28 protein-coding genes and 1 other RNA gene are annotated in these 26,492 nt (G+C 36.1%); 12 read left to right on the top strand and 17 right to left on the bottom strand.

Features of this window, described 5'->3' with window-relative positions:
- Positions 1-44: 44 nt before the first annotated feature.
- The gene (locus FCR2A7T_RS02985) at positions 45-1,793 is read right to left on the bottom strand and encodes an ABC transporter ATP-binding protein (protein WP_023569790.1); all 1,749 of its coding nucleotides are present in this window, start codon (positions 1,791-1,793) and stop codon (positions 45-47) included.
- Between the two features lie 198 nt (positions 1,794-1,991).
- Between FCR2A7T_RS02985 and FCR2A7T_RS02980 the strand changes: the two genes are divergently transcribed.
- The 4 genes from FCR2A7T_RS02980 to yajC all read left to right on the top strand — a co-directional run bounded on the left by FCR2A7T_RS02980 (position 1,992) and on the right by yajC (position 4,909).
- A complete protein-coding gene (locus FCR2A7T_RS02980) occupies positions 1,992-3,098 on the top strand; it encodes a Glu/Leu/Phe/Val dehydrogenase dimerization domain-containing protein (RefSeq protein WP_023569789.1) in 1,107 nt (368 codons plus the stop codon).
- Between the two features lie 82 nt (positions 3,099-3,180).
- A complete protein-coding gene (gene nusB, locus FCR2A7T_RS02975; protein ID WP_023569788.1) occupies positions 3,181-4,125 on the top strand; it encodes a transcription antitermination factor NusB in 945 nt (314 codons plus the stop codon).
- A 17-nt stretch (positions 4,126-4,142) separates the two neighbouring features.
- On the top strand, positions 4,143-4,622 hold the full coding sequence (locus tag FCR2A7T_RS02970; protein WP_023569787.1) for a DUF1573 domain-containing protein: 480 nt from the start codon (positions 4,143-4,145) through the stop codon (positions 4,620-4,622).
- 11 nt (positions 4,623-4,633) lie between these two features.
- Positions 4,634-4,909, top strand: a complete 276-nt coding sequence (gene yajC / locus FCR2A7T_RS02965; RefSeq protein WP_023569786.1) for a preprotein translocase subunit YajC — start codon at positions 4,634-4,636, stop codon at positions 4,907-4,909.
- 51 nt (positions 4,910-4,960) lie between these two features.
- Here the strand turns inward: yajC and FCR2A7T_RS02960 are convergent, their stop codons facing one another.
- From FCR2A7T_RS02960 to ssrA, 4 genes are all read right to left on the bottom strand, one after another.
- A complete protein-coding gene (locus FCR2A7T_RS02960) occupies positions 4,961-5,545 on the bottom strand; it encodes a YdeI/OmpD-associated family protein (RefSeq protein WP_023569785.1) in 585 nt (194 codons plus the stop codon).
- Between the two features lie 151 nt (positions 5,546-5,696).
- Complete coding sequence (gene pepT / locus FCR2A7T_RS02955) at positions 5,697-6,944, bottom strand: peptidase T (RefSeq protein WP_023569784.1); 1,248 nt, start codon at positions 6,942-6,944, stop codon at positions 5,697-5,699.
- A gap of 129 nt (positions 6,945-7,073) precedes the next feature.
- Positions 7,074-7,619, bottom strand: a complete 546-nt coding sequence (locus FCR2A7T_RS02950) for a DUF4468 domain-containing protein (protein ID WP_023569783.1) — start codon at positions 7,617-7,619, stop codon at positions 7,074-7,076.
- Positions 7,620-7,753: 134 nt separating this feature from the next.
- Positions 7,754-8,150: a transfer-messenger RNA gene (gene ssrA / locus FCR2A7T_RS14945) on the bottom strand.
- Between the two features lie 281 nt (positions 8,151-8,431).
- Here ssrA and FCR2A7T_RS02945 point away from each other — a divergent pair.
- Complete coding sequence (locus tag FCR2A7T_RS02945) at positions 8,432-9,634, top strand: NAD(P)-dependent oxidoreductase (protein ID WP_023569782.1); 1,203 nt, start codon at positions 8,432-8,434, stop codon at positions 9,632-9,634.
- Between the two features lie 37 nt (positions 9,635-9,671).
- Here the strand turns inward: FCR2A7T_RS02945 and FCR2A7T_RS02940 are convergent, their stop codons facing one another.
- The 5 genes from FCR2A7T_RS02940 to FCR2A7T_RS02920 all read right to left on the bottom strand — a co-directional run bounded on the left by FCR2A7T_RS02940 (position 9,672) and on the right by FCR2A7T_RS02920 (position 14,387).
- Positions 9,672-11,231, bottom strand: coding sequence for a hypothetical protein (locus FCR2A7T_RS02940; protein ID WP_023569781.1), 1,560 nt, complete (start codon positions 11,229-11,231; stop codon positions 9,672-9,674).
- Positions 11,232-11,349: 118 nt separating this feature from the next.
- Positions 11,350-12,729 carry a cell envelope integrity protein CreD gene (gene creD / locus FCR2A7T_RS02935; RefSeq protein WP_051369493.1) on the bottom strand — a complete coding sequence of 460 codons (1,380 nt, stop codon included), beginning with the start codon at positions 12,727-12,729 and terminating at the stop codon, positions 11,350-11,352.
- An 86-nt stretch (positions 12,730-12,815) separates the two neighbouring features.
- On the bottom strand, positions 12,816-13,112 hold the full coding sequence (locus FCR2A7T_RS02930) for a winged helix-turn-helix domain-containing protein (RefSeq protein WP_035117113.1): 297 nt from the start codon (positions 13,110-13,112) through the stop codon (positions 12,816-12,818).
- Positions 13,109-13,777 (bottom strand): YiiX family permuted papain-like enzyme, encoded by a 669-nt coding sequence (locus FCR2A7T_RS02925; protein WP_023569778.1) that lies wholly within the window; start codon positions 13,775-13,777, stop codon positions 13,109-13,111. Before FCR2A7T_RS02925 ends, FCR2A7T_RS02930 begins: the two co-directional genes overlap by 4 nt.
- A gap of 1 nt (position 13,778) precedes the next feature.
- Positions 13,779-14,387, bottom strand: coding sequence for a hypothetical protein (locus tag FCR2A7T_RS02920; protein ID WP_023569777.1), 609 nt, complete (start codon positions 14,385-14,387; stop codon positions 13,779-13,781).
- A 74-nt stretch (positions 14,388-14,461) separates the two neighbouring features.
- Here FCR2A7T_RS02920 and FCR2A7T_RS02915 point away from each other — a divergent pair, with 74 nt between their 5' ends.
- Complete coding sequence (locus FCR2A7T_RS02915) at positions 14,462-14,812, top strand: DUF1801 domain-containing protein (protein WP_023569776.1); 351 nt, start codon at positions 14,462-14,464, stop codon at positions 14,810-14,812.
- A gap of 50 nt (positions 14,813-14,862) precedes the next feature.
- Here FCR2A7T_RS02915 and FCR2A7T_RS02910 read toward each other — a convergent pair whose 3' ends face one another.
- The 4 genes from FCR2A7T_RS02910 to FCR2A7T_RS02895 form a co-directional block, all read right to left on the bottom strand.
- Complete coding sequence (locus FCR2A7T_RS02910) at positions 14,863-15,708, bottom strand: hypothetical protein (RefSeq protein WP_023569775.1); 846 nt, start codon at positions 15,706-15,708, stop codon at positions 14,863-14,865.
- Positions 15,709-15,730: 22 nt separating this feature from the next.
- The gene (gene kdsA, locus FCR2A7T_RS02905; protein WP_023569774.1) at positions 15,731-16,549 is read right to left on the bottom strand and encodes a 3-deoxy-8-phosphooctulonate synthase; all 819 of its coding nucleotides are present in this window, start codon (positions 16,547-16,549) and stop codon (positions 15,731-15,733) included.
- Between the two features lie 93 nt (positions 16,550-16,642).
- The gene (locus tag FCR2A7T_RS02900; protein WP_023569773.1) at positions 16,643-17,107 is read right to left on the bottom strand and encodes a hypothetical protein; all 465 of its coding nucleotides are present in this window, start codon (positions 17,105-17,107) and stop codon (positions 16,643-16,645) included.
- 2 nt (positions 17,108-17,109) lie between these two features.
- Positions 17,110-17,586 carry a DUF4199 domain-containing protein gene (locus tag FCR2A7T_RS02895; protein ID WP_023569772.1) on the bottom strand — a complete coding sequence of 159 codons (477 nt, stop codon included), beginning with the start codon at positions 17,584-17,586 and terminating at the stop codon, positions 17,110-17,112.
- Positions 17,587-17,786: 200 nt separating this feature from the next.
- On the opposite strand from FCR2A7T_RS02895, the gene FCR2A7T_RS02890 reads away from it, so the two are divergent.
- The 3 genes from FCR2A7T_RS02890 (at position 17,787) to FCR2A7T_RS02880 (ending at position 19,323) form a co-directional block, all read left to right on the top strand.
- On the top strand, positions 17,787-18,344 hold the full coding sequence (locus tag FCR2A7T_RS02890) for a YeeE/YedE family protein (RefSeq protein ID WP_023569770.1): 558 nt from the start codon (positions 17,787-17,789) through the stop codon (positions 18,342-18,344).
- Between the two features lie 9 nt (positions 18,345-18,353).
- The gene (locus tag FCR2A7T_RS02885) at positions 18,354-18,776 is read left to right on the top strand and encodes a DUF6691 family protein (RefSeq protein WP_023569769.1); all 423 of its coding nucleotides are present in this window, start codon (positions 18,354-18,356) and stop codon (positions 18,774-18,776) included.
- Positions 18,777-18,894: 118 nt separating this feature from the next.
- Positions 18,895-19,323, top strand: a complete 429-nt coding sequence (locus tag FCR2A7T_RS02880; RefSeq protein WP_023569768.1) for a lipocalin-like domain-containing protein — start codon at positions 18,895-18,897, stop codon at positions 19,321-19,323.
- A 51-nt stretch (positions 19,324-19,374) separates the two neighbouring features.
- On the opposite strand, the gene FCR2A7T_RS02875 is transcribed toward FCR2A7T_RS02880, so the two are convergent.
- On the bottom strand, positions 19,375-19,650 hold the full coding sequence (locus FCR2A7T_RS02875) for an ATP-dependent Clp protease adaptor ClpS (RefSeq protein ID WP_023569767.1): 276 nt from the start codon (positions 19,648-19,650) through the stop codon (positions 19,375-19,377).
- Between the two features lie 28 nt (positions 19,651-19,678).
- Positions 19,679-20,542, bottom strand: a complete 864-nt coding sequence (gene prmA, locus FCR2A7T_RS02870; protein WP_023569766.1) for a 50S ribosomal protein L11 methyltransferase — start codon at positions 20,540-20,542, stop codon at positions 19,679-19,681.
- A 99-nt stretch (positions 20,543-20,641) separates the two neighbouring features.
- Between prmA and FCR2A7T_RS02865 the strand changes: the two genes are divergently transcribed.
- The 3 genes from FCR2A7T_RS02865 (at position 20,642) to FCR2A7T_RS02855 (ending at position 25,848) form a co-directional block, all read left to right on the top strand.
- The gene (locus tag FCR2A7T_RS02865; protein ID WP_023569765.1) at positions 20,642-21,865 is read left to right on the top strand and encodes a porin; all 1,224 of its coding nucleotides are present in this window, start codon (positions 20,642-20,644) and stop codon (positions 21,863-21,865) included.
- Between the two features lie 138 nt (positions 21,866-22,003).
- Positions 22,004-25,150 carry a cytochrome c biogenesis protein CcsA gene (gene ccsA / locus FCR2A7T_RS02860; RefSeq protein ID WP_023569764.1) on the top strand — a complete coding sequence of 1,049 codons (3,147 nt, stop codon included), beginning with the start codon at positions 22,004-22,006 and terminating at the stop codon, positions 25,148-25,150.
- Between the two features lie 110 nt (positions 25,151-25,260).
- A complete protein-coding gene (locus tag FCR2A7T_RS02855; RefSeq protein ID WP_023569763.1) occupies positions 25,261-25,848 on the top strand; it encodes a glutathione peroxidase in 588 nt (195 codons plus the stop codon).
- A gap of 129 nt (positions 25,849-25,977) precedes the next feature.
- Here the strand turns inward: FCR2A7T_RS02855 and FCR2A7T_RS02850 are convergent, their stop codons facing one another.
- The gene (locus tag FCR2A7T_RS02850) at positions 25,978-26,478 is read right to left on the bottom strand and encodes a TlpA family protein disulfide reductase (RefSeq protein WP_035117149.1); all 501 of its coding nucleotides are present in this window, start codon (positions 26,476-26,478) and stop codon (positions 25,978-25,980) included.
- Positions 26,479-26,492: the final 14 nt, after the last annotated feature.

Raw genomic sequence — 26,492 nt, 5'->3', positions numbered from 1 at the left:
AGTAGAAACCAAAAATCTAAAAAAAAACCAAAATAACCAAGATTTTATTGCATTTCTTTTTCGGAAAGTTGTTTATAATACAATTCTTTGTAATAACCGTCCTGATTTACAAGCTGATAGTGCGATCCTTGCTGAATTATTTTTCCTTCATCCAGAATAAGGATATGATCGGCGTTTTTGGCAGAGGAAACACGATGACTGACAATGATAGTTGTTTTGTCTTTGCAAAATTCCATCAAATTGTTTAGGATTGCTTCTTCGGTCTCGGTGTCAACGGCTGAAAGACAGTCGTCTAATAATAAAATCGGTGCGTTTTTAATCATCGCACGCGCAATGGAAACACGTTGCTTTTGTCCGCCCGAAAGCGTAATGCCGCGTTCTCCCAAAATCGTTTCGTATTGGTTTTTAAACTTCACGATGTTTTTATGAACTACTGCTTTTTTAGCCGCATCAATTACTTCTTCATCAGTAGCGTCTTCTTTTCCGAATTTAATATTGTTTTTAATGGTATCCGAAAACAGGAACGCGTCCTGAGGCACAAAACCGATGTGGTCCCGAACATCATAAAGGTTGAGTTCTTTTATATTGGTTCCGTCAATTTTTACGGCTCCGTGTTGTACATCATACAATCGGCTGATGAGGGAAAGTACCGTCGATTTACCCGAACCTGTTTTTCCCAATATCGCAAGGGTTTCTCCTTTGTTTATAGTGAAGGAAACGTTTTTAAGCGCTTCTATATTGGTATCGTCATAAATGAACGAAACATTTTCAAAGGCAATTTTTCCTTGTATTTCAGATTTTTCATCGACTTCATTCTGAATTTCAGGAACTACTTTCAAAAACTCGTTAATACGTTTCTGAGAGGCTTCCGCTTCCTGTACCATAGACGAAACCCACCCTAAAGACGCTACCGGCCAGGTTAACATGTTAATGTATAAAATAAATTGCGCAATTACCCCAATATCAGGAATGGTTCCGTTAATATACATCATTCCTCCGGCGTAAATTACCACGAGGTTACTGATTCCGATCAGCAAAATCATTAAAGGACCGAATAACGACTGTACGCGTGCCAAATCAAGGTTTTTGGTTTTGCTTTCTTTGGACAGGTCAACAAAATCTTCTTGTTTTTTATTTTCAATCGCATAGGCTTTTATCACACGAATTCCGGAGAACATTTCCTGAGTGAACGTGGACAGTTTTGATAAATTCTGTTGATAGGCAGTACTGCGTTTGTTGATTTCCGAGCTGATTTTGAAAATACTGTAGGCCAGAATAGGTAAGGGTAGAAGCGAATACAGCGTCAGTTTTGGCGAAACCAGATACATCTGTACCGTAACCACAGCAAAACGAATAATGGTATTTATGGAATACATTACGGCCGGCCCAACATATTGGCGCACTTTTCCAACATCTTCGCTGATGCGGTTCATCAAATCTCCGGTACGGTTTTGTTTGTAAAAATTCTGCGTCAGTCTTTCATATTGGTAAAACACTTCATTTTTTAAATCAAACTCTATGTGGCGGGACATTACGATGAGTGTCTGGCGCATTAAGAAAGTCAGAAAACCGGCAATTAAAGTTGTGGCTAAAATGAGGAGAATGTTTTTTAACAAAGTGTCTTGCACTTCCATTGGGGATAATTTACTGTGTTCTAAAACCTTAATGGAATCGCCCACCAGTTTTGGTGTGTACAAAGTGAAGAATTGTGCTACAATCGTAATAAAGATTCCAAGAAGAAATCGGTATTTATATTTTATGAAATATTTGTTTAAATATTGAAGTTCTTTCATTGTATTTTAGATATTTTATTAAAAAACACCAAAAAGTGTTAAAAAAATGAAATAAATTTTAAAAAATCATGATTCTGATTTGAAAATAAATATTAATAAAAAATTAAAAAAAGCGATTTGTATTGAAATATTCTGAATAAAATTGTAATTTTGCGACCTGTTTTTGAATATAATTCAACCTATAAAAACAATTAAAACATGATAACAGAAGTTACAAACGCTGGTGAGCTTCATAAAATCGACCCTGTTTTCGGTCAGGTTTCATTTGATAATCATGAGCAAATCGTATTTTGTCACGACAAAGATACTGGTTTAAAAGCAATTATTGGAGTTCATAACACAGTTTTAGGACCTGCTTTAGGAGGAACGAGAATGTGGAAATATACGAACGAATGGGAAGCATTAAATGATGTTTTGCGTTTGTCTCGCGGAATGACGTTTAAGTCGGCAATTTCAGGTTTAAATTTAGGTGGTGGAAAAGCGGTTATTATCGGGGATTCCAAAACAGATAAAACTCCGGAATTGATTGCTAAATTCGGTCAGTTTGTAAATTCTTTAAGCGGAAAATATATTACTGCAGAAGATGTAGGAACAACTACAGCCGATATGGATTTAATTAAGCAGCATACCAATTATGTTACGGGTATTTCCGAATCGATTGGTGGTTCCGGAAATCCTTCTCCGGTAACAGCTTATGGTGTTTACATGGGGATGAAAGCGGCTGCGAAATACCAGTTTGGTTCAGACAATTTAGAAGGTAAAAAGATTTTGGTTCAGGGTATCGGTCACGTAGGTGAAACTTTGGTAGAGTTAATCTCTAAAGAAGGTGCTTTGGTTCAGATTGCTGATATTAATGAAGCTCGTTTACAGGAAGTTGGTGCTAAATATGGTGCTAAAGTATATTCCGGAAACGATTTGTACAGTGTTGATGTGGATATCTATGCGCCATGTGCTTTGGGTGCGACAATTAACGACGATACGATTGAAAAAATCAAAGCGAAAGTTATTGCCGGTGCTGCAAACAATCAGTTGGCTGTAGAGCAGATTCACGGTGCAAGATTACAGGAAAGAGGTATTTTATATGCTCCGGATTTCTTAATCAACGCAGGTGGAATCATCAATGTTTACGGTGAAATTGCTGGATACGGAAAAGAAGAAGCAATGCGCAGAACACAAAATATCTACAACACTACATTGGATATTTTCAATTATGCAAAAGAAAATAACATCACTACACACCAAGCGGCTTTAAGAATGGCGCAAGAGCGTATTGATGCAAGAAAAAAAGAAAACGCTGCAAAGTAGTTTTCAATAAATAATATTTCATAATTTTGCGGAGCGAAAGGCATTCTTTCGCTCCGTTAATTTTTAAAGTTCTTACAACAAGATGTTAAACAGAAGACATATCCGTGTGAAAGTGATGCAATCAATCTATGCCATGCATCAAAACAATTCCGATAATCTTGATAAGGAAGAGAAATTCCTGTTTCAAAGTATCGAAAATATTCAGGATTTATATCTTATCATGCTTTCCGCTTTGGTGGAAATCAAAAAATCGGAAGAAGATTTTATCGATAAATCCAGTAAAAAACATCTTGCCACTAAAGAAGAACGCAATCCCAATACTAAGTTTATTAAAAATAAGGTACTTGAATTATTGACAGAAAATAATTCATTAGGTATTGCTTTGGCTGACAGAAACATAACCAATTGGAAAAATAACGACGATTATATTCTGTTGCTTCTAGATGCAATTAAAAGCAGTGAACTGTATGAAAAATACATGAGCACGCCAGGAAATGATTTCGAAGCAGACAAACAGTTTGTTGTGGATATTTTTTCTGAAATCATTGCGCCAAACGAAAAATTGTACGACTATCTGGAAGATTCCAAACTAACATGGATAGACGATATTCCGTTGGTGAATACCATGATTGTAAAACAGTTGAAACAAATCAAATCGGCAGATGATACTTCGTTCTTTGTGCCGCGATTGTATAAAGATTCCGATGACAAAGAGTTTGTGAAAAATCTTTTCCGTAAAACCGTTCTGAACAATAATGAGTTAGCGAAAGAGTTTATCGATAAAACGCCAAATTGGGACGCAGAACGTATTGCCGAAATCGATACCATCATTCTGAAAATGGCTATTTGTGAATTTCTGAAATTCCCTTCGATTCCGGTAAAAGTAACTATTAACGAATATTTAGAATTAGCTAAAGAATATTCTACACCAAAAAGTAGTATTTTTATCAACGGAATTCTGGACAATTTAGTGAAAGAATACCAAAAAGAAAATAAATTAATCAAAACCGGAAGAGGTTTAATGTAATTAACTTTTTTAAAACCATGATTAGAAAAACTTTTGGAACGTTGGCAGTTGCAGCATTAGTACTGTCAACTTCTTGTAAAAAAGAAAATGCTTCGGAAAAAATTGATCCGTCAAATGTTGAGAAGGCTATGGCGGAAAGTGCAGCAACAGGAAAATTACCTGTAGTAAAATTTGATAAAGTAGAGCATGATTTCGGAACGATTGCTGAAGGCGATAAAGTAGAAACCGAATTCAAAATCACCAACGAAGGGGAAGCCGATTTAATTATCATCAACGCACAGGGAAGTTGTGGTTGTACCGTACCTGTTTGGCCAAAAGAGCCAATTAAACCAGGAGATTCTGCGCCGTTAAAAGTATCGTTTGATTCTAACGGTAAACCGGGTCAACAACAAAAAACAGTTACTTTAACAACCAATTCTAAAGAAGGTTCAGAGAAAGTAACAATTAAAGCAAATGTAACACCTAAAGCTGGCGGAGCAACTCCTGCAGCACACTAAAATAAATTATAATGGGACAAATCAGTCAGTTTTTACCGGTTATCTTAATGTTTGTGGTGGTTTATTTTTTAATGATCCGACCGCAACAGCAAAAAGCCAAAAAAGAGAAAGAATTTGAAGCCGCTGTAAAAGTTGGCGATAAAATCATAACGAAATCCGGAATCCACGGAAAAATTGCTGAATTGTATGAAGATTCAGTAGTAATTGAAACTATGGCGGGTAAAATTAAAATGGAGCGTTCTGCTATTTCTATGGAATTGAGCATGAAAGCTAACGCTGCGAAGTAATTTTCAGTAGTATATAAATAAAAAGTCCCGATTTGCGTTGGGACTTTTTTATTATCGGTATTTGTCATTCAAACCAATTCCATCTAAAATCATCGGTTTGATTTTTTCAATCCGTGTCAGTTTGGTTTTTTCCTGTTTTGCCGTTTCCACGTATTCCAAGAATTCTCGCTGTTTGTAAGGCGAAAAGGCTTCAAAAGCTTTTTTTAGTTTTGCGTCCGATTTGAATTCGTTGTTAAGCAATTCCGAAACAATCGCTTCTTTTTTTTCAGGTTTGATGGACAAACCTGCTTTTTCATTGGCTATGGCTTCGTTGATGTATTGAAAAATGTATTTTTCATTATCCTGAAGTTCTTCTTTTGATGAAAAACGCCATTGACGTAAACCTTTAGTCACTCCTTCATTGGCATTGACCAATACCTTTTTTTCGTCTTTCAGAAAGACACCATTAAAAAACCAAACGGCAACATAGGATTTAAATCCGCCAAGGCCTATTACATTTTTTTTATTAATCGTATATACAATGCCGCCCCATTTGGTCATTTCTTCCAATTCGGTCTTGGCAATGATTGACTTTATAAAATCAAGTTCTTCTGTCCACAAGTCGTTTTTTTGCCACGGATTTTTTTCTTCTTTCATGTGATTTACAATCAAAAATTAATTGATACAATTTAAAAGGAAAACCGCAGATTAGCAGATTTTAAAAGTATAATCTGCTAATCTGCGGTTAAAATTTATTAGTGTCGGTTTCTTGCAATCTGTTCACTGCCTTCTGCAATCTGTCTTCTGCTTATTTCTTATACTTTTCAGCTGTCAATTCCGCAATTTTGATGATGACATCGATAGCTTTTTGCATGCTTTCCACAGGAACATATTCGTATTTACCGTGGAAATTGTGTCCGCCGGCAAAGATATTCGGACACGGTAATCCCATAAACGATAAACGGGAACCGTCTGTTCCGCCACGGATCGGTTTGATTAATGGTTTGATGTCTAACGCTTTCATGGCTTGTTCTGCCAAATCTACAATATGTTTAACCGGTTCTACTTTCTCACGCATGTTGTAATATTGGTCTTTCACTTCAATTTCAACGATGTCGGCACCAAATTGTTTCGCGTATTTTTTGTTGAATTTATCAGCGATTTTTACCACTTCTTTTTTACGCTTTTCGAATTTCTTACGGTTGTGATCACGGATGATTAACTGCACATTCGTTTCTTCAATACTTCCATCCAAATGTACTACGTGGAAGAAACCTTCATATCCTTTTGTTCTTTCCGGCACTTCGTCTTTTGGTAATTTAGAGATGTATTTCGTAGCCAAAAGCATGGAATTGATCATTTTTCCTTTAGCATAACCCGGGTGTACACTTTTTCCTTTAAATTTCAATTTTACACCGGCGGCGTTGAAGTTCTCATACTCCAATTCACCGATTTGACTTCCGTCCATGGTATAAGCCCATTCGCATCCGAATTTCTCTACGTCAAAGAAGTCGGCTCCACGGCCAATTTCCTCATCTGGTGTAAAACCTACTTTCAGTGTACCGTGTTTGATGTGCGGATTCTGAATCAGGTATTCCATCGCGGTAACGATTTCGGTGACACCCGCTTTGTCATCGGCACCTAAAAGCGTAGTTCCGTCGGTTGTGATTAACGTCTGACCTTTGTATAATAACAAATCTTCGAAATAACTTGGTGATAAAACGATATTTTGCTCTTTGTTCAGGATGATGTCACCACCGTCGTAATTTTTAACAATTTGTGGTTTTACATTCGCCCCCGTAAAATCGGGTGTAGTATCAAAATGCGCTACGAAACCTATGGTTGGTACGTCGTAATCCAAATTACTCGGCAATGTGGCTTGTATGTATGACTTGTCGTCAATAGTTACATCCTGTAAACCGATGGCTTTTAATTCTTCGACCAATTTATTTGCTAAATCCCATTGTTTGGCGCTGCTTGGTGTTGTAGTTGAGTTTGGGTCGGATTCTGTGTCAACAGTTACGTAGCTGATGAAACGATCGATTATGTGTTGCATGTCATTTGATTTTTAAGAACACAAATATAAGGTTTATGCTTTAAAATAACGGAGTAATTATGAGGATAGAAAACAAAAAAGCCCCATTTAACGAGCTTTCTGTTTTGTGTTTTAAAAGGTGTTTTCAGGCTACCAATCGCTTTTGGCTGCGGATGATTTACTCATTTCACTTTTAATGTTTGATTTGATGGTTCCGATTTCAGCATTGATAGCACCATAGTAAGCTTTAAGATTTTCAGCTAATTTAGGTTTTTGTGCTGCTTTTTCGGAAGCAGTTTTATCAAACATTTTTTCTAAAGGTGTTTCCGAAACTTCTGTTTTGGTGAAAATGTTTTTTATTTCGTATTTGTATTTGTTGTCTTTTGACAGAATCGAAACCGTGTAAAACAATTTAACTTTTACATCGCTTCCGTTCATTTTTACAGTCATGATGGAATATTGATTGTCGCTAACCGAAAAATTAGCTTTGTCCTGTTTCAACTTATCCTGAGTTATTTTGTAAGTGTTTACAAAGAACATTTTTGAATTGTTAAACAAATCGTCTTTGGTTTTTCCGTCAGCAGAAACTACCTCTGTGAAAATAATTTGTCCGTTTTCGTTTAAAGGGAAATCGAATTTTTCCTGAGCGTTACTGCTAAAAGCAACCAATACTAATAATAAGAATATTTTTTTCATGTTCTTTTAATACTTACGTTAATAAAATTTTAATTCAATACTTTGGGTTAGGTTTATAGAATTACAATATTAATGTTTTTTTTAAATTATTTGTAAAAAAAAAGAAAGCCTTTAAAATAAAATTTAAAGGCTTTTTGTGGAGTCGGAGAGAATCGAACTCTCGTCCAAACAAGCAATCGAAGAGCTTTCTACACGCTTATTTTCTGATTGAATTTTCGACAAAAAGCAAGGCCAGAAACAGCCACTTTTTGCTTAGCTTTATCAGTGTCAGAACGGATTTAAAGCATTACCGTTCCTAGGTTTACTTTTACGGTTCCCCAAATCCAAACGCCATAAACCAAGGCTTTTGAGGAGAATCTAGCTTTCCTACCTGGTAGGAACTAGGCAAATCTTACTATAATTCAGATTAAGCAGCTAAAGCGTAATTATTTTCGCCGTGTAAAGTTGTGAAACCTTTTATTAACGAGAATTGTCCCAGTTCTCGACGTGCTTACTTCCCAATTCCACTCGCTGTCAAAACCAGTCGACCCCAGTGGTTATCACTATTAGTATAGCAAAAATCAGACCACAAAGTTAGAGTATTTAATTTTCAATTAAAACCCTCAATCGAAGAAAAATAATATTTAATTCAAATTCTTACAGAGGTTTGTAAAAACAAATAAAAAAATCGGATGAAAATTATTGCACCTCTATTCTTTAAATAGTACATTTGGGCAAGAATAAATAAAAACAAACAAAACTAACACCGAAAAGTTGCATTATTATCGGAAATTTACTCCAAATACTGATAACTTTTCAATGATTGCATAACAATGAAATTTGGAATTATCAAAGAAAGAAAAAATCCGCCGGACAGACGGGTTGTTTTCACCCCAACAGAATTAGTAAAATTAAAAGAGCAGTTTCCTCAGGCAGAGATTAAAGTGGAATCGTCTGATATTCGTGTTTTTTCGGATGAAGAATATTCAAAATTAGGTTTTGAAGTAAGTAACGATCTTACGGATTGTGATGTGTTAATCGGAGTAAAAGAAGTTCCGGTAGACGCTTTAATTCCCAATAAAAAATATTTTTTCTTTTCTCACACCATAAAAAAACAACCTTATAATAAAAAACTACTTGTCGCTTGCCTTGAAAAAAACATCCGTTTAATCGATCACGAAACCATCGTAAATGAAACCAATCACCGGTTAATCGGTTTTGGACGTTATGCCGGAATCGTTGGCGCATATAACGGTTTCAGAGCTTTCGGAATCAAATTCGAATTGTTCAATTTACCAAAAGCGGAAACTTTGGCAGACAAAGCCGCTTTAGTGGAACGTTTACGTCGTCCGATGTTACCTCCGATTAAAATCGTACTGACCGGACACGGAAAAGTAGGGATGGGCGCCAAAGAAATTTTGGATGCAATGAAAATCAAAGAAGTTTCCATCGAGGATTATTTGACAAAGACATTTGATAAACCGGTATATACTCAAATTGATGTGCTGGATTACAACAAACGCAAAGACGGAACGGTTACTACCAAAGAAGATTTTTATCAGAATCCTCAGGAATATGTGTCCGATTTTGAGCGTTTTACCAAAGTGTCGGATATTTTTATGGCGGGTCATTTCTACGGAAACGGTGCACCGGTAATCTTAACAAGAGAAATGCTGAATGCGCCGGACAATAAAATTAAAGTTGTTGCCGATATTTCATGTGATGTTGACGGTCCGATTGCTTGTACATTGCGCGCTTCCACAATTGCCGAGCCTTTATACGGCTACTATCCGAGTGAAGGAATTGAAGTTCCTGTAAGTCATCCGGGAGCTGTTGTAGTTATGGCGGTGGACAATTTACCGTGTGAATTGCCAAAAGATGCCAGCGAAGGGTTTGGAGAAATGTTCCTGGAACATGTGATTCCTGCATTCTTCAACAGTGATAAAGACGGTATTCTGGAAAGAGCCAAAATTACTGAAAACGGTCAACTGACAGCAAGATTTAATTATCTGCAGGATTATGTAGACGGAAAATAAAATAAAAAAAGCTGCTCAATTTGAGCAGCTTTTTTGTTTAAGGACGCACCGAAATGTATTTTTCAATTAATTCATCGCAAATTTTACAGTCTTTTTGAGTCAGTTTCCGGCTGTTTTGAATGTTGTCATAGGCCAGTTTAGCATCGTTGGGATTTCCATACAAAATCATGTATATCGCCGCCTGCAATCCTAAAGTATAATTGTCGAAATCCTCTTTTACCTGTCTGGAGGCCTGTTCCATGTAAAATTGTCCCAAAGAGTTTTCTAAACTGTTCGGATTGCTCATGAATTTCAAATGCGATAATAAACTCAGCGCTTCAAAATTATCCGAGTCAATTTCTCTGGCTTTTTTACACCATTCTTCCGACTGTACGAAATCATTCTCATACAAATAGAGGTAAGCCATCGATAAGTAATCGTTTATTTTTTTCTCTTCTTGCGACGATTTCAGGATTTTTTCTTTCAGTGTTTTTTTGAAATTAACGGTATCTTTTTTCAATTGATATAAACTCAACAGTAAATCATAGGTTTCATATGCATTGAATTGGATGTTTTTTTTTGATTCGGGAAATACCGCAATGGCTTTTTTTCCGTATCCAATCGCTTTGTCTTTGTTGCCAAGCATGAAATGTAAGGTGCACAAACTTTTGTTAGCGGTAAACGGATTTATTTTTCCTTTGGCTAATAATTCCTTGAATTCTTTTTCTAAGGCATTGATTTTAGTTATCTCACGCGACGAAAAATTCAGAATTATTTCATTGTCTTCATTTAAATCAAATTGATACATTCTGATAAACAATCCGAGAATTTCAGACATCTTTTTCAAATTCTGAACCTGAATACTGTTTTTGTATCTATCGGCATATTGGTAAATTAAGCTGTAGTCGACTAATTCATCATAACTTTTTTTACGGTTTGCCTCTTTTTTGGAAGGATCTAAAATGGAGTTTACATTTTCAAAAAGGATGCTCATACATAAAAAGGTGTAGGGCATTGCGGGCGATTCATTTTTTTTCTCTAAGGCGTCAATACAGATCTTCTTAGATTCGGAAAAACGATTCTGTTGTATTAAAAACATCGGATAAAATAAGATTGAAATTGAATCGTTGGGATTTATCCGTAACGCTTTTTCAATATCGGTAATAGCGCCCGACGTTTCCAGATTGGATTTCAGTATACCTCTGAAGGAATAATACTGTGCACTGTCTTTTTTTACAAATGTCTGTAACGACAAGTTGTCCAAAGATTTTTTGAAATACTTTTTGGCCAAGGGTTTGTTTCCTTTGCTAATATAATAATTCCCAAAATTGTTCAGGATTATAGCATTAAGGGAATCTTTGGATAGTTTGGTTTTTAGTTCTTTCAGATAATCATCGTTGTACTGAATTTCATCATTCATCTCTGAAAAACTCATTTCGGCATCTTTTGAGGAAAGATTGTATGAAACCTGATTGTTTATCGAGAATATTTTTTTGGTCATCCCAAGAAATGCAGTTCTTTCTTCTTTGGAGAATTTCTTTTTAAACTCGTAAGTCTGACCGAATATAAGTTGTTTTGAAAATAAAAGTACCAGAACAAGGAGTAGTTTTTGATGCATAAATAAGAATTTACAAATTTAATTCGTTTCACAAAGATGATAAAAAAACATTATGGTTATTCTTTTTTATTTCTGAAATTAAGATAAAAAAAGCCCCGATTTCTCAGGGCCTGTTGTTTTAATTGTTGTTGTTATTCCAGTCGATTTTTCTCGAGAAATACATGATTATTCCTAATATTACAAATAGTCCGATGCTTCCCACAAGTAATGCGTAATTTTCCAATTGGATGATTACATAAATGAAGGCATACAATCCGCTCAATGCTAACCCGATGAAAAGCGGGAATTTTTTGGTTTTCAGAATGGACACCGAATACAAAACAATCATTGCGATTACGGCAACCGAAGCAATCAGATAGGCCAATGAAAAACTGGAATGTTCCGTGATTGAAATCAGTAGGGTATAGAACATGATTAGTGCCAGTCCGAGCATTGTATACTGGAAAATATGAATGTTGATTTTGTTCACCGACTGAATCAGGAAAAAGATCAGAAAAGTAAGTCCGATTACCAGGAATCCGTATTTCGATGCACGTTCGTTTTGTTGGTACTCGTCTACGGTTTCAATCAGTTTCACTCCAAATGAATAATCGTTTAAATTCGGAATTTTAGAATCATATTGTTGTGAAAAAGAACGGTTAATGTGCAGAATTTTCCAATCGGCATGAAACCCTTTTTTGCTGATGGATTTTGTGGTATCGTTGGCGGCAAACATGCCTTCAAAACTTGGCGAATCCCAATCGGAATTTAAACTGATGTGCGTTGTTTTTCCAACCGGGATGAATTTCACACTGTTGCTTCCGTTGTATTTCATTGTAAAACTGAAATTCAGTTTGTTATTGTTCAGCAATGTTTTGTAATCAAAAGTGCCGGTTTCCAGCGTTCCGTAAAAATTATCCTCTTCCTCTTTGGATTCGAATGCGAACGACTGATTGTTTAATTTTACGGTTAAATCACTTTTGATGCTTTTTAAATTGGTTGTTTTTACCATTAAAGCCGCTTTCTCCCAAACCACATCTTCTTCCTTAATGCCCAGTTTTTGGAAGTTAATCTGACTGAATTCGCCATCGAATTTCATGTTGGCCGTGAAAACCACATTATTGTAAATGCCTCTTTTCAGCGAAGTGTTTTTTTTGATATCAGACGTATTGTTCAGTTTGTCCGGAAAGAAAAAAGCATAATTGATGTAGGCTCTTCGCTGTAAAGTAGTTTGTTTTGTTTTGGAATCTACAACGGCAGTTTCGGTATATGTTTTATACGGAACTTTCAGAATCGGACCATAGAAAAAGACGTCTTCGCCCCACAATTGGGTTACTTCACTAACCACTTCTTTTTTACGTTCCGATCGTTCAAAAATTAATTCCTTCACATATTGAAGCGGGATTAGCAGAACAAGCGTAAGCAGTCCTACCATTATCATTTTTGCCGTTGTTGATTGCAAAAACGAGCCTTTGTTTTGATTGTTTTGAATCGGTTGATTCTGATTTGTGTGCTCCATGGCATTGTGATTTTGAATTTCCATATTGTTTTATTGATTAGGTTAAAAGTACTTTGAATTTCAAAGTTTAAGAATAAAAAAATAGCTTACGATTGCTGTATTAATTTTTCAAGTGCTTCGATATGATTTTTAAAAGCATTGCGACCTTCTTGGGTTGCTTTGTAGCTGGTGTTGGGTTTTTTTCCGATGAATTGTTTTTCCACACTAATATAATTTTCGGCTTCCAAAGCTTTTGTGTGACTGGCCAAATTTCCGTCAGTAACACCTAAAAGTTCTTTAAGCGTACTGAAATCAGCCGATTCGTTAACCATTAAAATCGACATGATACCCAGTCGGATTCTATGGTCAAAAGCTTTGTTTATATTTTGGATGATGTTTTTCAAAATTTATACGTATCGATTACAGTTTCCAACGCTACAGCATTCGCAATTTGCGATGGGGCAATAACTTTCTCGTTATGAGGGATTGTATTGCCATATCTTTTTTTCATTATTTCCTGAACCGTTGGGTTTTCTAAATTGAAATCTTTAAGCTTTTGAAACGGACACAACTCAATTCCGGCACCTTGTTTGTAAATTTTCCAAACCAATTCAGAACAATATATTTTTTCGTCAGACCATTCAAAATACAAATCGTAGTTTTTATTTAAATAATGCTGGCCTTTTTGTTTCATCTTTAAAAGCGTGGCATCGGTTAAAACGGATTTGGCGTTTTTTAAACGTTTTACTAAAAAACTACGTTCTTTTCCTTGGGAAATCCATTCTTCCAAAGGTGTCAGTTTTACGGGCTGAACTGCTTCGAAAACATATTTTTTTCCATCGGATATGTAAAGTATTCCACAATGTGAAAATTTGGATTTTGTTGCGATGCTTACTGCTTCACTCTGTTCTGATTTAGATGTTTGAAAAATGATATCTCCTTCTTTCAGCAAACTTAAAGATTTTGTTTCTAATTCTACAAAAGCGTCATCAACTAAAATTGCATTGTAATATCCAAATGCAAAAATTGTGAGTACGGCAAGAAGTATGAAAATCAATAACTTTTTCATGTTATTTTCTATCGTATTTAAAGTGCATAAGCGAACCGTAAACGATATGACAAACACCAAATCCTAAAACCCAAAAATACAATCCGTAACCCGAAAATTCAACGGCCAGCAATCCCAAAATAATTTCGGTTATTCCAAGATAGCGAACATCTCTCAACGTATATTTACTGGCATTTACACACGCTAAACCATAAAAAATTAAGGTTACTGGAGCTACTAATCCGTAAGAACCGTTACGCAATAAAAGAAGCGCAAAAATACCACCGGTAATCAGCGGAATTAAAAAATTAATCAGCAATCTTTTTGATGCAGAATTCCACATTTTTTCACCCGCTTTGGTTGCTTTATTTACGGTCATAACATACGCTGTTACTAAAGAAGCCAAAAGGACAACCATTGCGGTAAGTACAATTAGTTTAAAAGTTTTGCTTTCCAAAGTAATGTAATACCCTTCATGGTTTTCTATTAGATAATACACCACAGCAGCGCCTATTAAGGCATAAATTCCGGCCAGAATACCCGATAAACCGCTTAAAGAAATAAACAGGGTCGATTTGTTCATCAACTCTTTAATTTCTTTTAAATCTTGTAAATAATTCTGCGTATCCATATAAAGTACTTTGAAAAACAAAGTAATGTATAATTTTTTAATTGGACAAGATTTTTTTTGAATATTTTTATAGAATGAAACCGTCTGAAGAATATATTTATAAACAACCGCAAAAGTACAAGGACATTATGCTTTGCGTTTTGGATACATTACACAAAGAAGTGCCCGAAGCAGAATTGCTGTTTAAATGGGGGATTCCTTATGTTTATTACAAAAAGAAACCGTTTGTGTATTTGGCGCCCAATCATAAAAAGGGATTTGTGGATGTTGGTTTTGCCAAGGGTTTTCAGCTCACGCAACATTTGGACAAGCTTGTTGACGAAAAGAGGAATACTGTAAAATCGCTTCGGTATTTTTCATTGGAAGAAATAGAAAATGACGTTTTGATTGCGGTACTCGAAGAGGCGAGTAGGTTGTATCCCTAAAAAAAAAGGCTCCCATTTCTGAAAGCCTTTTGTATTTGTAATCAAAAGAATTAGATTTTAAAAACGCCTCCAAAAGCAATAATATGCTGAATGAAGAAAAATTCCTGTGAAGCAGTGTCTGCACCACTGTGGGTTGTTCGGATATCGTTCATGTTAATGTAACCGCCTTTAAGCTCTGTCTGAACGAAGAAATACTTGAAAAAAGTTACATTCAGTCCGACTTTAGCTGCCACACCATATCCGGAAATATGAAAATCGTCATGGCGCGCTTTCCCTAATACTTTGGCATTTGTTTTAGGATACAAAATACCTCCGCCAATTCCTTCGGTAACATTCACCTGGATTTTATCGGTATTTCCGATGGTCAGGTATTTCGAAACATCGTCTACACGCGAAAATTCGGTATTTACATAATTTAAACCATCAGTGTGTTCAAACGTTAGGAAATCTTCGGTTAACAATACCTGTCCGTTCGGAAGGGTTTCACCATACGTTCCCGGATTTGGATAATAACCGTTATAATCAACTGCTTTGTCCTGATACATTACATATTTCATATGATCAACCCCAATAGAAATATTGTATTTGTCCGTAATGAAATAGCCTAAACGGAAGTTGGTTTGCGGAATGGTCATTCTGCCGGGATTGATATAATCGATGTGCCATCCTTTTGGTTTGTCGTGCGCTTCTACATTCTGAAGCGTGAAATTATAATCTTCTCCTTTAAAGGTAATATCCGATTTCGAATACCGTTCACGGTTTCCACCCCAATAAAAGTAGATTTTTCCTTTGTTATGCGCAGTGAATTTTTCTGGGGTAACATTTGCTTCCTGAGCAATGCTGTGCTGAGAAAAAACACTAAAAAGAAGCACAACCATCAAAAATGGATGTTTCATTAGTAGGTTAGTTTTATTTGTATTAAAATTGATTTATAGTTTGTCTTATGGCAACTAATTTGGTCATTAAACCTTCGAAAAGATCTAAATGCAACATGTTGGCACCGTCACTTTTCGCATTGGCCGGGTCAAAATGGGTTTCGATGAAAATCCCGTCAACACCTACAGCGATACCTGCTTTGGCAATGGTTTCAATCATTTCAGGACGACCACCGGTAACGCCCACCATTTGATTGGGTTGCTGTAAAGAATGAGTAACATCCAGAACGGTAGTGGCAAAATCCTGCATGGTAGGAATGCCTCTGTAATCCACAATCATATCCTGATAACCGAACATGGTACCTCTGTCGGTCACCATTACGTTATGGTTGTTGCAGTCGATTACTTTCTGAACCGCGTGTTTCATGCTTTCCGGACTCATGAATTGTCCTTTTTTCAAGTTTACGGTTTTTCCGGTATTGGCAGCAGCCACAACTAAATCTGTCTGACGAACCAAAAAGGCAGGAATCTGTAAGATATCAACATAAGCCGCAGCCATTACCGCATCTTCATTGGTGTGAATGTCGGTTACAGTGGGTACGCCGAATTCTTTGGAAACCTTTTCTAAAATTTTAAGCGCTTTCTCATCTCCGATTCCTGTAAAACTGTCAATTCGGGAACGGTTGGCTTTTTTGAATGAGCCTTTGAAAACGTAAGGAATTTTCAGTTTGTCTGTTACGGCAACTGTTTTTTCGGCAATTCGCATTGCCATTTCTTCTCCTTCGATGGCACAAGGTCCGGCTAAAAGAAAGAAATTACCGCTATCGGTATGTTTAATTTGAGGTATGTTCTGTAAATTCATAGTTGTATCTAAAAAGTGATGCAAAGATATAATAAAAAAACCTTCTAATGAACGGGTTAGAAGGTTTGAAATCTTATAAAATTCTTAAAATTGTTAACGATTTTGTGGAACATTTTTAATTTTAAAGCCAATCGGGCAAACAATCTTACCTCTTTCATAAATATTGAAGTACAGTTGTACCGGTTTTGACTGTCCTTTCCAGGTAACTTCATAAATGGATAATAAACCACCGCCCAATTTGTTAAACTTTGTTGGAAACGGGCAACAGCTGTCGGTTTTTTTGTAAGTCAGCGCTTCACCGTTTGGACCGGTTATTCCATTGAAAAAATAACCCACGTAAACACTTTCACTTTTATCAGTAAGGACACCAATGTTGATGGGGTAATCCTGATCGTAACCGTATTTTTTGGTGTCGGCATATTCTTTCAGAACGTACGCTTCATCTTTTACTACAGGTTTGATAGCCGAACTATCGATGTTTTTAATAGTTGACTTTGTGCTGATACAGGATGCAAAACACAATAAAATCAAATGGAATAGCAGTGCTTTTTTGAACATAATTATTTTGATTTTGTGAAGAATGCGGTTAGCGCTGAAAAAATAATCCCGAACGATAAACTATCGGAAACCCCTTGTATGATATAACTTTTCAAGTTGAAACGCGTTGCAGCGTCAATAGCGGTCATTTTTCCGCTTTGCGTATATAAAGCGATTGTTTTGGAGAAAAAATCCGGATTGATTACCTCGTACGTCAGATATTGTAATAAAGGTACGAATAACGTTGCCATAACAATGATGATTCCACCGGAAATAAAACCTTGTTTCCAGCTCATTTTTCCGTTCAGGAAATTCTTTTTTTTGTCGGTTTGCGCCAACAGGAACAAAGGAATCAGAATGATAACAATCAGTACGGAAAAGAAGAGATGCATTGAAATATTCTCATCAAAAAAGCCTAAATACTTTTGGATAAATATCCAGATAAAAGATATTATAACATAAACAAGGGCCCATTTGATTTCAATCGTATAGTTTTTCATTCAGTACTTGATTTAATGCATCAAAATTAAAAGATTATTTATTGAAACCCACATCAAAAAAGTATTTTTTCTGATAAAATAAAAAACAGGTTATTGATGCTGAAAAATTAGATAGTTCTTCGGAAGAAACAAAAATCTTTCGGTTTGTTACGCAAAATAGCTGTTCAATAATTACTTTTGTGAAAAACAAAATTATTGCTATGTATTCATTTTACGGAACCTGGCCTTGGTATATTTCAGGGTTTTTAATTGGTGCAGTGATGCTCACACTTATTTTTTTCGGAAAATCTTTTGGAATGTCTTCGAATTTAAGAACACTTTGTACCATTGCGGGAGCCGGGAAGAATGTTGATTTTTTTAAATTCGACTGGCGCGAGCAGAAATGGAATCTTGCCGTTGTTTTTGGTGCGATTTTAGGCGGATTTGTAGCGGTACATTTTTTAAGTGACGGAAGCGGTGTACAATTGAATCCCAAAACTATCGAACAATTGGCAGCCATGAATATTGAAGCGCCAAACGGAAAGTTAGGACCGGATAGTTTGTTTGGATGGGAAGCGATTAAAACACCTAAAACAATTTTAATTTTGTTTTTTGGAGGATTGTTGATTGGATTCGGAACGCGTTACGCGGGAGGTTGTACTTCCGGACATGCGATTTCGGGATTGAGTAACTTTCAAAAACCTTCCTTAATAGCTGTAATCGGCTTTTTTATTGGAGGTCTGATTATGGCACATTTCCTTTTACCTTTAATTTTTTAATAGCAGCGTATGAAATTTTTCAACTTAATAAAATTTGTTCTGGTTGGTTTTGTTTTCGGAATTGTGCTGACAAAATCAGAAGCGGTTTCGTGGTACAGAATCTATGAGATGTTCCAGTTTCAGTCGTTTCATATGTATGGAATTATTGGCGTGGCAGTTTGTGTCGGAACAATTGGTGTACAGCTCATAAAAAGAAAGAACCTTAAAAACATTAAAGGATTTCCAATTGAGATAGAAGATAAGGAAAGAGGTTTTGCCCGATATGTAATTGGCGGAACTTTGTTCGGATTGGGATGGGGATTGGTTGGTTCGTGTCCGGGACCTATTTTCATTTTACTTGGAGCAGGTTTTTACGGAATCGTAATAGTTTTGGCTGGAGCATTGCTGGGAACCTATCTTTATGGGGTGTTTAAAAATAAGCTACCTCATTAATAACAATTTGTTGTGTTTTTTGAGTAAGACTTTTCTTTTGTTAAATATTTACTATAAGATTTTTCTTTTACTTTTTTATTGTTATTATTGCTGTAATATTAACTCTATCAATTAAAAAATGAAAAAAATCACAATTTTGTTTGCTTTTGCATTAGTATTAGGTCTTTCATTTGCATCTTGTAATAAAGATGACGATTCGTCAAGTTCATCTTCATCCGCGTCATTAGAAGGTAAATGGAATTTTTCTAAAGAGGATACTACTGTTGATGATACTGAAATATTAGTAGATTATAACGGTAATGAAAGTGGTTGTTCTAAAGATTACATCATGATTAATGCAAACGGAACAATCAGTAGTGTAGATTATGATTCTTTTAATTCTCCTTGTGAAGTGTTTACAGATAACGGAACTTGGGTTCGTAGTGGTAATAGTCTTTCAGTAACATTGGGAGGAGAAACGTTTACTTCAGAGATTTTAACTTTAACATCATCTGAACTTAAAGTTAGAGATTTTGATGGGGAAATAACTGTATTCACAAGAGGATAATCGATTGAATAGTAAATAAAAAAAGCCCCGAATATTTCGGGGCTTTTTTTATTACTGTATTTCTGCACTCAAATCAGCCTGAAGTAATTTGCTGCATAAGGGCTCTAATTCTTTATAGGAACCGGTTTTAACCGCACATTTTCCGGTGTAATGAACCAAAAGTGCACATTGTTCAGCTTGTAACGGTTCGTGATTGCAAACGGCCATTAAGGTGTCGATTACATGATCAAAGGTGTTTACATCGTCATTAAATAAAATGATTTCATAGTTGGAAGACAAAAGCTCTTCAACGGATACCTGTTCTTTTATTTTTTCCTTTACGCTCATAATCAAATAATTGATGTGAAATAAAATGCTAATTTACGTATTTTAAAGCAACCCAATTGTTCTTTTGGAACTTTTTAACATAGGTTAGCCCTTTCTCAGTGCAGGAAGCATCGATAACCGGAATGTCTTCATTATAAAATCCGCTTAACAATAAAATTCCTCCTTTGTTCAGGCAGTTTACATACACTTGCATGTCATTCAGCAGAATATTTCTGTTGATGTTGGCAATAATCAAATCGTATTTTTGTCCTTGGTTTAACAACGACGCATCACCCTCGTAAACAGAAATATATTTACAGTTATTACGTTCTGCGTTTTCGATGGAATTCAAGTAACACCAATTGTCGATATCAATGGCATCGATTGGTTTGGCGCCTTTCATTTCGGCTAAAATTGCTAAAATCGCCGTTCCGCAACCCATGTCGAGTGTTTTCATTCCGGTTACATCCATTTCTAAAAGATGCTGAATCATCATGTGGGTGGTTTCATGATGTCCGGTTCCGAAACTCATTTTAGGTTCGATAACGATGTCGTATTTCGCATCGGTTTTTTCATGAAACGGAGCGCGAACATGGCAAATGCCGTCCACATCAATCGGGTCGAAATTCTTTTCCCATTCTTCATTCCAATTCACCGGTTCGATTTCTTCAAAAGTATATTCGATTTTAAAGTCATCCGAGTGTAAAATCTGAATATCATCCAGAATATTTTCGTTCCAAAGCTCTTTCTGAACGAATGCGGAAACTCCGTTTTCTGTTTCAACAAAGCTCTCAAAGGCCGTTTCGCCCAATTCGGCCACTAAAATTTCAGAGCCTAATTGCTTTGCCTGTTCGCGATTGCTCGGGTCTTTGGGTTCCACTTTAAAATGATATCCGATATATATGTTTTCCATAACACTAATTTTCCGCAAAGGTAACAATTACTTAATATTGACTGAAATTAATAACATTAGTTTTGCAACCGAATAACACACAACTTACATTTTCTTAACATGAAAAAAATTATTACACTTTTGTCATTGTGTATTGTTGCTGTTTTGCAGGCACAAGACATAAAACTAACTACTAAAGATAACGATTTAAAGTTAACATCGCTTCCGTATTATAACTTCGGTAAAGGGGTGGGGCTTACTTCATCCGACAGTCTTTTTCAGTTCAATGTGCGTTTTAGAATGCAAAACCGTTTGAGCTATGTGGATAACGAAGGTGTTGATCCTTTTTATGAAGCTCAGGTGCGTCGTTTGCGTTTGCGTTTTGACGGTTACGTTGGAAATCCTAAAATTCTTTACGTTTTACAACTTTCATTTGGAGTAGGTGATGTTGGGGCGGTTAAGCCAAACGAAAACCTGAACGTGGTTCGTGATGCGATTTTATATTACAAACCAAGTCAGCATTGGCAAATCGGGTTCGGATTATCGAAATTGCCGGGAACCAGACAAGCAGTAAATTCCTCTGGCGCAATTCAGTTAACCGACCGTTCTATAAACAACACGCGTTTTAATATTGATCGTGATTTTGGATTGCATTTGGCCAATATTAATGAATTTGCAGATAAATTCTCCTATAACTTTAAAGGAGCTGTAACGCTTGGCGAAGGAAGAAACTGGACGAGTACGAATAAAGACAATAACGGATTGTCGTTAACCGGAAAAGTAGAATTGCTTCCGTTTGGAAAATTTAAAAAAGACGGTCATTATTTCGAAGGGGATATTTTGAGAGAAGAAAAACCAAAGCTGATGGTTTCAGGGGTTTATAATTTTAATAATAAAGCCAGAAAATCGCAAGGACAAACCGGCGATATTTTGTTTGAAAATAAAGACATGTCTTCTGTTTTATTGGATGCGATTTTAAAATACAGAGGTTGGGCATTTATGACGACTTATATGCAAAGAAGTTCACACAACCCGATAACGGTGAATCCTTTGGATGCTACACAAACAAAAGCGGTTTTTACCGGTAACGGTCAGGATTTTCAGTTGAGCTATGTTTTCAAAAGTAAATATGAGCTAATCGGTCGTTTTTCACAACAAAACGTGAATAAAGACATTAAGGCATATGCACCAGACACCAACCAATACAGTTTTGGTGTAAACAAATACATTTGGGAACATGCGCTTAAATTGCAGGGTGAGTTTACTTATGAAAATCAGTTTTACGATGCTGCACCTACGAAAAACAATTGGTATGTTCGTTTCCAGATTGAAATCGGAATTTAATTATAAAAGAATATAGCTTACCAAGCCTGATTGAAACTTTCAATCGGGCTTTTTTATTTCTTAAAATACGTTAAAAAGCGTTAACAAAACGTTGTTTTTAAGTATCTTCGCGGTAATTTGTAAAAACCACTTTCCGTCATGGATAAAAAAATATTTTCCTTCCTGTTTTCTACCCGTTTAATGGCTGTTTTATTTATCGTTTTTGCAGTAGCAATGGCAGCCGGAACCTTTATTGAGAGTGAATATAATACCGATACTGCCCGAATAATGGTGTACAATGCCCGTTGGTTCGAAGTCATCATGGTGTTTTTCGTAATTAACTTTCTCGGAAATATCAAAAGATATAAATTACTCCAAAAAAGCAAATGGGCGTCATTATTGCTGCATTTGTCTTTTATCTTAATAATTGTGGGGGCTTTCATAACTCGATACATCAGTTTTGAAGGGATGATGCCGATTCGCGAAGGTGAAGTTGCCCATCAGATTTTTTCCGATAAAGTCTATCTGAATGTTTTTGTGGATGGAAATTATCAGGGAGAAATGAAACGTCGCACTTTCGAAAAACAATTATTGATGTCACCGGCTACTGATAATCATTTTTCGATTAATGAAAAATTTGATGCCATTCCGTTTGAAATCGAATACAAGGATTTCATAATGGGTGCCAAAGAAACCATCAAAGAAGATCCTAACGGCGTTTTATATTTGAAATTAGTCGAATCCGGAGACGGAACAAGACACGAACATTACCTGAAAGAAGGAGAAGTGCAAAACATTCACAATGTGCTTTTTGCATTAAATAAATATACCGAAGGAGCCGTTAATATTACCAAAATCAGTGAAGCTTATACGATTCAATCGCCTTTTGATGGAAATTTTATGCGAATGGCAGACAAGTTTCAAGGCACTGTTGAAAAAGATAAAGTTCAGGCATTAATGCTTCGTTCGCTTTATAACATGGGCGGAACGCAATTTGTAATTCCTGAACCGGCCATGAAAGGAAAAGTTGTTTTCGAATCGAACGGAGATTATAAAGACAAAAATACTGACGATGCTTTAGTGTTGAAAGTCAGCAATGAAGGCAAAGAAAAAGAAGTAACCCTTATGGGATCCAAAGGAAAAATGGGTGTGCCGCAATCGTTTAAATTAGGCAATCTGGAATATACCTTAATGTATGGAAGTAAGGTTTATGAAACACCGTTTACAGTGAAATTAAATGATTTCGTTGCTTCAAAATATCCGGGAACAGAAAAAAGTTATTCGGCTTTCGAAAGTAAAGTAACTGTTGAGGATAAGGAAATGAAAACAAAATTTGACGCCCGCATTTTTATGAACCATATTTTAGATTACCGTGGATACCGACTTTTTCAGGCTTCATTTGATCCGGATGAAAAAGGAACCATCCTTTCGGTAAACCACGATTTCTGGGGAACCTGGGTTACGTATATCGGCTATTTCTTATTATTCGCAGGATTACTTGGAATTTTATTTACGAAGAATTCCCGTTTTGGTGAATTAAAACAAAAATTGGAAAAAGTAAAAGCTAAGAAATCAGCGTTACTGGCAATTGCATTCTTTTTCAGTTTAGGAGCGGTAGCACAGCATACGGAACATCAACCAACAATGCCTTCGGGAAAACAAATTGATTCGTTGCTATCCAGATTTAAGGTTTCAGAAGAGCATGCCGCGAAATTCGGAAGACTGATTGTTCAGGATCAGGGCGGACGTATGAAACCGGTAAATACATTTGCATCAGAATTACTGCGAAAAGTGAGTAAAAGTGATACTTACAAAGACATGAATTCCGATCAGGTTTTCCTTTCGATGACGCAGTTTCCTCAGGTTTGGTATAATGTTCCGATTATCTATATCAAAAAAGACAACGATAGTATTCACAACCTTATCGGTGCAGAAAAAGGCACTAAATATGTTTCCTTAATGAAATTTTTCGATGAAAGAGGAAATTACAAATTATCACCTTATTTGGACGAAGCCTACAAAGCTCCGGTGCCCAATCAGTTTCAGAAGGATTTTATTGAAACCGATAAAAAAGTAAACTTATTATATTCGGCGTTAAGCGGACAAATATTAAAAGTGTTCCCGATTCCGTTTGATAAGAACAACAAATGGGTGTCGCATCTGGAATTGAATGAAACCGGATTAACCGGAATTGATTCTTTGTTTACCAAAAATGTTTTACCGTTGTATTTGTCGTCTTTGGATGAAGTTCCAACCAAAAAAGATTACAAGGCCGCAGAAACCTTCCTTGACGGCTTAATCAAATTCCAGAAGAAATACGGAAAAGAAGTGTATCCGAGTGAAGAGAAAATTAATTCGGAAATTTTATACAACAAGTACGATATTTTCAAAAAACTATATTCATGGTACATGATTGCCGGTGTTTTGATGTTTTTATTCGTAATCATCAAAATTTTCAATTCCGGAAAAGTGGTAAATGTTTTGGTTAAAGTCAGCCATGCTTTTATTGCTTTGTTCTTTGTACTGCATACGGTTGGATTGATTGCCCGTTGGTATATTTCCGGTCACGCGCCGTGGAGTGATGCCTACGAATCGATGATTTATGTAGGATGGGCAACCATGCTTTTCGGTTTGGTTTTCGGAAGAAAATCCGAGTTAACGGTGGCTTCCACTGCTTTTGTGGCCTCGATGATTTTAATGATTGCGCATTGGAACTGGATGGATCCGGCTATTGCCAATTTACAGCCGGTATTAAATTCCTATTGGTTAATGATTCACGTAGCGGTTATTGTAGCGAGTTACGGACCGTTTACGTTGGGAATGATTCTCGGATTGGTTTCCTTATTACTGATTTTGTTAACCAACGAGAAGAACAAAAAGAAAATGGAACTCAACATCAAAGAGATTACCATAATAAATGAGATGTCGTTAACCGTAGGATTGGTGATGCTAACCATAGGAAACTTCCTTGGAGGACAATGGGCCAATGAAAGTTGGGGACGTTATTGGGGCTGGGATCCTAAAGAAACTTGGGCGCTGGTAAGTATTATGGTCTATGCTTTTGTAATTCACATGCGATTTGTTCCTGCTTTACGCGGAAAATGGATATACAACCTTATGAGTGTCTTGGCGTTCTATTCGATTTTGATGACCTATTTCGGAGTGAATTTCTACTTAACCGGTTTGCATTCGTATGCGAAAGGTGATAAAGTGGTAACGCCAAACTTTGTCTATATATCGGTTGCCTTGGTGGCGCTACTGGGAATAGCATCGTATTTTCAATACCGAAAGCATTATAAAAAATAATATTAAGAACCCATAATCTTGTGATTGTGGGTTTTTTGTTTAACAAAACTTTAATCGAAAAAAGTATTGTAAAACTTACAATTTCAGTAATTTTATAAAAAATAGTGGAAATGAAGAACTTAATTTTGGTGCTTGGGGTGCTTTTTTTAACGGCATGTCAGGGACAGACACAAAAGAAAAAAAATATGGAAACAGCCGAAAAAAATAAGGTTATGAAAACACAAAACATCTATCAGTTTAAAGTGAAGGACATTGAAGGAAATGAATTCGATTTCGCCACTTTAAAGGGAAAGAAAATCATGGTAGTAAACACCGCTTCAGAATGCGGATTAACACCACAATACGAACAATTGCAAAAAGTATATTCCGAGTATAAAGATAAAAACTTTGTAATCGTAGGATTTCCTGCGAACAACTTCGGAGCTCAGGAACCGGGAAATAATAAAGAGATTAAAGCATTCTGTACCAAAAATTATGGAGTAACGTTCCCGATGATGGAGAAAATTTCGGTAAAAGGAGCCGACATGCATCCGTTATACCATTTTCTTACTGAGAAATCCAAAAACGGTTTGGAAGACAATCAGGTGGAATGGAATTTCCAAAAATATCTGATTAACGAAAAGGGTGAATTGGATAATGTTATCAGTCCGCGTGTTCTGCCAAACGATAAAGAAATAACCGACTGGATTAAAGGGTAGTATTCAGTGATCAGTGAACAGTATCTTAATAAATATAAAATCCCAAAATTGAGTTTTCAGTTTTGGGATTTTTTTAATGTGAGTTTTGTTAAACCGTTTTTAGCTGCTGGCATTAGATTTTGAACGATACTATTTTAGCAGTTCATCCAACACGGTTAACATCTTCTCAAATTCATCTGAAGTATAACCCATCGATGAGTATACAACTTTTCCGGTTTTGTCGACTAAATAATTTCGTGGGATATATTTTGTGGCGAAAAGAGAATAAATCAGCTTTGATTTATCTGGATACATAGGCAGGTCGAATTTGCGTTTCGTCTTGAAGGCAAGTATTTCGGATTCGGTATGATCTCGACCAATTACAAGTAGGTAAAAGTTTGGATTTGACTTGTATTTGTTCCATACCTTTTCTTCAAGCACTGGAAGTTCAGCCAGACATGGGCCGCACCAGGTAGCAAAGAAATTAATTAATACTACTTTCCCATTTAACGACTTTGAACTGATTGTTTGCCCGTTTTGCGATAAAACATCAAATGAAGGGAATTGTTGTCCAACTTTCACGATGTCATCTTGAGCTGCTACCCGTACGAATAGTAATATGAAGAATCCTAAGATAAACTGTTTTGTCATAATCATAATTTATT

This window comes from Flavobacterium cauense R2A-7 (assembly GCF_000498475.1).
In the GTDB taxonomy this organism is placed as follows: Bacteria; Bacteroidota; Bacteroidia; order Flavobacteriales; family Flavobacteriaceae; genus Flavobacterium; species Flavobacterium cauense.
Note: the sequence above shows the minus strand (reverse complement) of the source record. Positions and strands in the feature narration are given on the sequence as shown.

Coding starts and splice junctions, on each gene's coding strand:
- FCR2A7T_RS02885 (WP_023569769.1), top strand. CDS start 18,354: ATGAAATTTTTCAACTTAATAAAATTTGTTCTGGTTGGTTTTGTTTTC.
- FCR2A7T_RS02970 (WP_023569787.1), top strand. CDS start 4,143: ATGATTAGAAAAACTTTTGGAACGTTGGCAGTTGCAGCATTAGTACTG.
- pepT (WP_023569784.1), bottom strand. CDS start 6,944: ATGCAACACATAATCGATCGTTTCATCAGCTACGTAACTGTTGACACA.
- FCR2A7T_RS02925 (WP_023569778.1), bottom strand. CDS start 13,777: ATGAAAAAGTTATTGATTTTCATACTTCTTGCCGTACTCACAATTTTT.
- yajC (WP_023569786.1), top strand. CDS start 4,634: ATGGGACAAATCAGTCAGTTTTTACCGGTTATCTTAATGTTTGTGGTG.
- FCR2A7T_RS02875 (WP_023569767.1), bottom strand. CDS start 19,650: ATGAGCGTAAAGGAAAAAATAAAAGAACAGGTATCCGTTGAAGAGCTT.
- FCR2A7T_RS02945 (WP_023569782.1), top strand. CDS start 8,432: ATGAAATTTGGAATTATCAAAGAAAGAAAAAATCCGCCGGACAGACGG.
- FCR2A7T_RS02850 (WP_035117149.1), bottom strand. CDS start 26,478: ATGACAAAACAGTTTATCTTAGGATTCTTCATATTACTATTCGTACGG.
- FCR2A7T_RS02855 (WP_023569763.1), top strand. CDS start 25,261: ATGAAGAACTTAATTTTGGTGCTTGGGGTGCTTTTTTTAACGGCATGT.
- nusB (WP_023569788.1), top strand. CDS start 3,181: ATGTTAAACAGAAGACATATCCGTGTGAAAGTGATGCAATCAATCTAT.
- FCR2A7T_RS02920 (WP_023569777.1), bottom strand. CDS start 14,387: ATGGATACGCAGAATTATTTACAAGATTTAAAAGAAATTAAAGAGTTG.
- ccsA (WP_023569764.1), top strand. CDS start 22,004: ATGGATAAAAAAATATTTTCCTTCCTGTTTTCTACCCGTTTAATGGCT.
- FCR2A7T_RS02900 (WP_023569773.1), bottom strand. CDS start 17,107: ATGTTCAAAAAAGCACTGCTATTCCATTTGATTTTATTGTGTTTTGCA.
- FCR2A7T_RS02950 (WP_023569783.1), bottom strand. CDS start 7,619: ATGAAAAAAATATTCTTATTATTAGTATTGGTTGCTTTTAGCAGTAAC.
- FCR2A7T_RS02890 (WP_023569770.1), top strand. CDS start 17,787: ATGTATTCATTTTACGGAACCTGGCCTTGGTATATTTCAGGGTTTTTA.
- FCR2A7T_RS02880 (WP_023569768.1), top strand. CDS start 18,895: ATGAAAAAAATCACAATTTTGTTTGCTTTTGCATTAGTATTAGGTCTT.
- FCR2A7T_RS02910 (WP_023569775.1), bottom strand. CDS start 15,708: ATGAAACATCCATTTTTGATGGTTGTGCTTCTTTTTAGTGTTTTTTCT.
- kdsA (WP_023569774.1), bottom strand. CDS start 16,549: ATGAATTTACAGAACATACCTCAAATTAAACATACCGATAGCGGTAAT.
- FCR2A7T_RS02940 (WP_023569781.1), bottom strand. CDS start 11,231: ATGCATCAAAAACTACTCCTTGTTCTGGTACTTTTATTTTCAAAACAA.
- FCR2A7T_RS02985 (WP_023569790.1), bottom strand. CDS start 1,793: ATGAAAGAACTTCAATATTTAAACAAATATTTCATAAAATATAAATAC.
- FCR2A7T_RS02865 (WP_023569765.1), top strand. CDS start 20,642: ATGAAAAAAATTATTACACTTTTGTCATTGTGTATTGTTGCTGTTTTG.
- FCR2A7T_RS02960 (WP_023569785.1), bottom strand. CDS start 5,545: ATGAAAGAAGAAAAAAATCCGTGGCAAAAAAACGACTTGTGGACAGAA.
- FCR2A7T_RS02915 (WP_023569776.1), top strand. CDS start 14,462: ATGAAACCGTCTGAAGAATATATTTATAAACAACCGCAAAAGTACAAG.
- creD (WP_051369493.1), bottom strand. CDS start 12,729: ATGGAGCACACAAATCAGAATCAACCGATTCAAAACAATCAAAACAAA.
- FCR2A7T_RS02895 (WP_023569772.1), bottom strand. CDS start 17,586: ATGAAAAACTATACGATTGAAATCAAATGGGCCCTTGTTTATGTTATA.
- prmA (WP_023569766.1), bottom strand. CDS start 20,542: ATGGAAAACATATATATCGGATATCATTTTAAAGTGGAACCCAAAGAC.
- FCR2A7T_RS02980 (WP_023569789.1), top strand. CDS start 1,992: ATGATAACAGAAGTTACAAACGCTGGTGAGCTTCATAAAATCGACCCT.